We start from the raw sequence: 5,672 nt of genomic DNA, 5'->3' as shown, positions 1-5,672 counted from the left end.
GCCGCTGCCCGAGCGCGTGCGCCGCGTCTACGGCCGCGCGATGCCGCCGCTCGCGGCCCCGGCGCTGCCGGCTGACGAAGCCGGCGAGCCGCGCCGCTTGCCCACCGCGCTATCGGCAGCTGCTCCCGCCGCGCCCATCGCCTATGCTGTCCCCATGTCCGAGACACCCGACCCCAGCGGCACGCTGCCGCAACCCCGTCCCACGTCGGATGACGACGAACGCGAAGCGATCGACCGCCTCGGCCGCGTGCATGGCCCGGGCGAACTCCGCGCGGTGCTGCTGGCACTGATCGCGACGCCCGGCAGCCAGCGCGAGCGCCGCGCCTGGCGCGACGAGACCCGCGGCCTGAGCACCGCCGATGCGTTGCGCGACGAGGTCAACAAGCTGGGCCCGGCCGCACGCCTGCCGTGGATCGAGGTGCTGCTCTCGCGCATCGCGCGCGCACCGCTGAACGACCGGCAGGATGTCGTCGAGGCGGCACGCCGCGTGATGGCCGCCGATGGCCAGGTGCGCCCGATCGACCGCCTGCACTGGCTGGCGCTGCGGCACCGCCTCGGCGAAGCCCGCCCGCCGAGCCCGAACGCGAGCGCCAGCAACGACCTCGCCGAGCTGCCGGAATCGGCGCTGATGCAGGTGGCGCGTCTGACGGCCTTCCTGTCGCGGCTCGTGCCCGACGGCGAGCTCGAGAGCGGCGCGGCCTGGTACCAGGCGGTGATGAAGCGCTGGGTGCGCGATGCGATCGTGCCGGCGCCCGAACTGCCCGATGCCGATGAGGTGGCGCATGCGCTGGGCGTCGTGCAGGGCCTGCCGTGGATGCTGCGGCCGGTGCTKGTGCGCGCCTGGCTGGAGGCGGCGCTGGCCGCGAGCCCGATGAACCGGCTGTCGGACGGCGCGGCCGATGCGCTGCGGCTGGCCGGGCTGCTGCTCGACTCGCCGCTGCCGCCCGAGCTGGCACGGCACTACATCGAGCTGCCGGCCGCGGTGCTGCGCGCCGGCGTCAGCTCTGGCACATGACCGAGGCGGACGCGACCAGCTCGTCGAACAGCGCCATCGAGACCTCGCCCGACACCGCGTAGGGATCGAGTTCGGCCCGCTCGGAATACTTCAGCAGCAGCGCCGGGTTCAGCATGTTCATCATCACCTGGCCCATCGCCCAGCCGGCGAAGCGGCGCTCGCCGATCTCTTCGTAGCGCAGCAGCGCCACGTCGTGGTGGCGCGGGTCGTTGGCGATGCGGTTGTACAGCTGGCTGACCGGCAGCCGGCCGCCTTCGAGCACCTGCAGGAAGATGCCGCCGGAGTGGCACAGCACCCCGGTCACGCCGACCTGCGGATTGTGGGCGCGAGACTTCTTCATGATCGCCGCGAGCGTCTCGGTGTCCATCGACGCGGCGGCACGGCTGGCGTACATCAGGCGCACGAGCATGGGGAATCCTTTCAGGTCTTCTTGCTCAGCAGGGACAGGAATTCGCGGCGCAGGCTCGCGTCCTTCAGGAACGCACCGCGCATCACGCTGTTGGTCATCATCGCCTGGTCGTCCTTCACGCCGCGCCAGTGCATGCAGAAGTGATCGGCTTCCATCACGAGGGCGAGGCCGTCGGGCTTGACCCGGCTCTGCAATTCGTTGGCCAGCATCGTGACGGCCTCTTCCTGGATCTGCGGGCGGCTCATGATCCAGTCGCAGATGCGGGCGTACTTCGACAGCCCGATCAGGTTGGAATGCTCGTTCGGCAGGATGCCGATCCACACCCGCCCCATGATCGGGCACAGGTGGTGCGAGCAGGCGCTGCGCACCGTGATCGGGCCGACGATCATCAGCTCGTTGAGCCGCTCGGCGTTCGGGAACTCGGTGACCGCGGGCATCGGCACGTAGCGGCCGCGGAACACCTCGGTCAGGAACATCTTCGCGACGCGCCTGGCGGTTTCCTGGGTGTTGTGGTCRCTGTCGGTGTCGATCACCAGCGCCTTCAGCACCTCCTGCATCTTCGCCTCGACCTCGTCGCGCAGCTCGTCGATCTCGCCTTCGCGGATGTGGGCCGCGATGTTGTCGTTGGCGTGGTAGCGGCAATCGGCGCCGACCAGCCGGTAGCGGATACGCTCGGACGCGGGCAGGGCGGCGAGTTCGGCTTCGCTTCGGGCGTCGTTGCGAGGGGGCGCTTTCGGCATGTCGGTCTTTCTGGTGGGCGCGGGGCGTGGCGGTCGGTGCTGACCGCAGGTCGGCGATTGTGACGGGATCCCCGGAACCGCGCCAAACCGGGCCCTGCCGCGCCCGCAGATCCGCGCCCGTAGACTCTCGCCCGTGACTTCCCTGCCCCTGTCCCAGCTTCTCGTCCATGTCGCCACCGCCGTGCAGGCCGTGCGCGACGGCCGCTCCCTCAACGATGCGCTCGCCCGCTGCCCCGCGGAGGCCCGGCCCGGCACGCAGGCGCTGGCGTTCGAGGTGATGCGCAAGCTCGGCGCCGCCGAGGTGCTGCGCCGCCAGCTCGTGCCCAAGGCGCCGCCGCCGTTCGTCGACGCGCTGCTGCTCAGCGTGCTGGCGCTGATGTGGCCGGGCGCCGGCTCGGACGAACCCGCCCCCTCGGAGCCGGCCGGCGACGGCGCCCGCTACGCACCGCACACGCTGGTGAACCAGGCCGTGGAGGCCGCCAAGCAGCGGGCCCGCGCCAGCGCCTCGTTCGTCAACGCGGTGCTGCGCCGCTTCCTGCGCGAGCAACCAGCCCAGGTGGCGACGGCGCTTGCCGATCCGCTCGCCCGCCACAACCACCCGCGCTGGTGGATCGAGCGGCTGCAGGCCGACTGGCCGGACCACTGGCAGGCGCTGCTCGCGGCCAACAACAGCCGCCCGCCGATGACCTTGCGTGTCAATGCGCGCCGCGGCACGCCCGAGGGCTATGTGCGCCGGCTCGCCGAGGCCGGGCTCGAAGGCCGTGTCGCCGGCCCGCAGGCGGTCGTGCTGGCGCAGCCGGCGGCGGTGCAGCGGCTGCCCGGCTTCGCGGCCGGCGATGTCTCGGTTCAAGATGCGGCGGCGCAGCTCGCCGCCCCGCTGCTGGTCGGGCTGCCCGGCGAGGGCCTGCCGGCCGGCGCGCGCGTGCTCGATGCCTGCGCGGCCCCCGGCGGCAAGACCGCCCACCTGCTCGAGCTGGCCGACCTGGACGTGACCGCGCTCGACAGCGACCCGGGCCGGCTGGCCCGCGTGCGCGACGCGCTGGACCGGATCGGCCGCCAGGCCACGCTGGTGGCCGGCGACGCGCGCGACACTGCCGCCTGGTCGCAGGGCCGGCCGTTCGACGCGATCCTGCTCGATGCCCCTTGCAGCGCCTCGGGCATCGTGCGCCGCCACCCGGACGTGCGCTGGCTGCGCCGGCCGACCGACATCCCGGCGCTGGCGACGCTGCAGGGCGAGCTGCTGGACGCCCTGTGGCCGCTGCTGAAGCCGGGCGGCCGGCTGCTGTATTGCACCTGCTCGGTGTTCCAGGCCGAGGGGCGGCAGGTGATCGACGCTTTTTTGCAACGCGAAACCGGCGCGTCCGTGGCTTCCGACCGGCCTTCACCCGGCCACCTGCTGCCGCTCGCTGACAATCCAGGCGAAGGCCACGCGCTCCATCCGGGTGCATCGCCCGACGGCTTCTTCTACGCACTGCTGACCAAATCCTAGAACGCATCCGTGCTGCGCTCGCTCCGGTTCCCTCCCAGGCAAGGCGGTTGTGTCCCCGGCGCGAGTGGCTGGGGGCGGCTGCTGCTGTGGGTCGCCATCGCGCTGCTGATGGCGCTGCACGCGCCGCTGCGGGCCGAGCCGATCGAGCTCGAGAGCTTCGAGCTGGTGCGCAACGAAGACGGCCTGCAGCTCGGCTTCTCGGCCCAGTTCGAGCTGCCGCACTCGGTCGAGGACGCGCTGCTGAAGGGCGTGCCGGTGTATTTCGTCGCCGAGGCCGAGGTCTACCGCGACCGCTGGTACTGGCGCGACAAGCTGATCACGTCGTCGACCCGCACCTGGCGCCTGGCCTACCAGCCGCTGACGCGGAAATACCGCGTCACCTTCGGCGGGCTGCACCAGAGCTACGACAATCTGTTCGATGCGCTGGCCTCGTTGCGCCGCGTCGTGAGCTGGCGGCTGGCCGATGCGGCGCAGATCGATGACGAGGGCCACCATTACATCGAGTTCAGCTACCGGCTGGACACCAGCCAGCTGCCGCGGCCGATGCAGATCGGCATCGGCGGCCAGGCCGACTGGACGCTGCGCGTAGAGCGGTTCAAACGCTTTTGATGACCCACCCCCGAGGCGCTGCGCGCCTCCCCCTCAAGGGGGCGCCGCCAGTGGCCCGGCAAAGCCGGTTCCACGGCGTCCGCTGGATCAGGGTGGTTTGTGTGTGTGGGTTGGGAGTTTAAGTTGACCAAGGCCTCCCGCTGGGCATGGATCGTCTCGCTGGTCGCCGTCACCGGCGCGGGGCTGGTGCTGGTGTTCCTGCTGTCGATCGCCACCAACAGCCGCGGGCTGTACGAGAAGCACTACGTCTGGCTGTTCTGGGTCAACCTGATCGTCGCCGCGCTGCTGATGCTGGTGATCGGCATCGCGTCGGTACGCCTGCTGTTGCGGGTGCGGCGCGGCAAGTTCGGCAGCCGGCTGCTGCTGCGGCTCGCGGCCATCTTCGCGATGGTGGGTGTGGTGCCGGGGCTGCTGATCTACACGGTGTCGTACCAGTTCGTCTCGCGCAGCATCGAGACCTGGTTCGACGTGAAGGTCGAGGGCGCGCTCGATGCCGGACTGAACCTCGGGCGCGGCACGCTCGAGGCGCAGGTCAACGACCTCGCGAACAAGGCCCGGCTCGCTGCCGAGCGGCTCGCCGACAGCACGCCGACGGTGCAGCCGCTGCAGCTGGAGCGGCTGCGCGAGCAGCTGTCGGCGCAGGAAGTGACGGTGCTCGGACCGAGCGGCCAGGTGCTGCTGACGGTGGGCCCGAGCGCCGCCGGCAACCTGTCGCCCGACCGGCCGACGCAGGCGCAGCTGCGCCAGGCGCGCAACTCGCGGGTGATCAGCCAGCTGGAGGGGCTGGACGAGGACACCGCGGCGAACTCGGGCACCGCGCGCATCAAGGCGCTGGCCTTCATGCCGAGCTCGAACATCTCGCTCGACGCGCAGGACCGCTTCCTGCTCGTCACCCAGCTGCTGCCGAGTTCGGTGGTGACGAATGCGCTGGCGGTGCAGGCGGCCTACCGCGAGTACCAGCAGCGCTCGCTGGCGCGCGACGGCCTGCGGCGCATGTACATCGGCACGCTGACGCTGACGCTGATCCTCGCGGTGTTCGGCGCGCTGCTGCTGGCGGTGACGCTGGGCAACCAGCTCGCGCGGCCGCTGCTGGTGCTGGCCGAGGGCGTGCGCCAGGTGGCGCGCGGCGACCTGACGCGCAAGCAGGTGGTGTCGTCGCGCGACGAGCTGAGCGGCCTGACGCGCTCGTTCGCCGACATGACCGAGCAGCTGTCCGACGCGCGCTCGCTGGTGCAGCGCAGCCTCGCGCAGCTGGAGGCGGCGCGCACCAACCTGCAGACCATCCTCGACAACCTGACGGCCGGCGTGATCGTGTTCGACCGCGACGGCCGCATCGACACCGTCAACCCGGGCGCGACGCGCATCCTGCGGCTGCCCTTGTCGGCCTACCGCGGCCGCACGCTGGAGGAG

Annotated in this window: 5 protein-coding genes and 1 pseudogene; 4 read left to right on the top strand and 2 right to left on the bottom strand. The window is 71.5% G+C overall.

Annotated elements, in window-relative coordinates; translation table 11 throughout:
* Positions 1-1,015 (top strand): annotated as a pseudogene (locus AC1D15_RS15910) (hypothetical protein); the annotation flags it as partial.
* On the opposite strand, the gene AC1D15_RS15905 reads toward AC1D15_RS15910, so the two are convergent.
* A complete protein-coding gene (locus AC1D15_RS15905) occupies positions 999-1,424 on the bottom strand; it encodes a BLUF domain-containing protein (RefSeq protein WP_047501553.1) in 426 nt (141 codons plus the stop codon). The pseudogene AC1D15_RS15910 and the gene AC1D15_RS15905 overlap by 17 nt on opposite strands.
* An 11-nt stretch (positions 1,425-1,435) precedes the next feature.
* On the bottom strand, positions 1,436-2,164 hold the full coding sequence (folE, locus tag AC1D15_RS15900) for a GTP cyclohydrolase I (RefSeq protein WP_047501555.1): 729 nt from the start codon (positions 2,162-2,164) through the stop codon (positions 1,436-1,438).
* Between the two features lie 133 nt (positions 2,165-2,297).
* On the opposite strand from folE, the gene rsmB reads away from it, so the two are divergent.
* From rsmB to AC1D15_RS15885, 3 genes are all read left to right on the top strand, one after another.
* Positions 2,298-3,653, top strand: coding sequence for a 16S rRNA (cytosine(967)-C(5))-methyltransferase RsmB (gene rsmB / locus AC1D15_RS15895; RefSeq protein WP_477826728.1), 1,356 nt, complete (start codon positions 2,298-2,300; stop codon positions 3,651-3,653).
* A 9-nt stretch (positions 3,654-3,662) separates the two neighbouring features.
* Positions 3,663-4,262 carry a DUF4390 domain-containing protein gene (locus AC1D15_RS15890; protein WP_465111437.1) on the top strand — a complete coding sequence of 200 codons (600 nt, stop codon included), beginning with the start codon at positions 3,663-3,665 and terminating at the stop codon, positions 4,260-4,262.
* 123 nt (positions 4,263-4,385) lie between these two features.
* Positions 4,386-5,672 (top strand): sensor histidine kinase (locus tag AC1D15_RS15885; protein ID WP_477826727.1); only part of this gene is annotated, 1,287 nt, incomplete at its 3' end.

The sequence above is a fragment of the Rhizobacter sp. P2_H2 genome (genome assembly GCF_056403375.1).
This window is presented reverse-complemented; position numbering and strand designations above follow the sequence as displayed.